This is a genomic window from Prauserella cavernicola, assembly GCF_016595675.1.
GTDB classification, from domain to species: Bacteria; Actinomycetota; Actinomycetes; order Mycobacteriales; family Pseudonocardiaceae; genus Prauserella_A; species Prauserella_A cavernicola.
The window spans coordinates 1-287 of the sequence record NZ_JAENJH010000078.1 but is presented as its reverse complement, the minus strand read 5'-3'; the positions used below and the strand labels follow the sequence as shown (position 1 = coordinate 287).

The following is a 287-nucleotide window of genomic DNA, read 5'->3' as shown; positions in this document are numbered from 1 at the left end:
AGCGGCCGACGTCTGGGACCTGCGGACGATCGCCAAACGCCGCACGCCCAAGCCCGCGTTCGACTACGAGGACGGCGGCGCGGGCCGCGAGCGGACACTGGCGCGCAACCGGGCGGCGATCGACGACGTCGAACTGCTCCCGCCCGTCCTCCACGGCACCGCCGAGGTGGACCTGTCGGTGACGATCGCCGGTGGGCACTGCGCCCTGCCGTTCGGCATCGGCCCGACGGGCTTCACTCGCTTCATGCACGCCGAGGGCGAGGAGGCGGGCGCCGTGGCGGCGCAAC

The 287-nt window shown here is 74.2% G+C and carries 1 protein-coding gene; it reads left to right on the top strand.

Annotated features, from left to right (window positions below):
• On the top strand, window positions 1–287 hold a 287-nt coding region (locus tag JHE00_RS34775; protein WP_200326454.1), incomplete at both ends, for an alpha-hydroxy acid oxidase.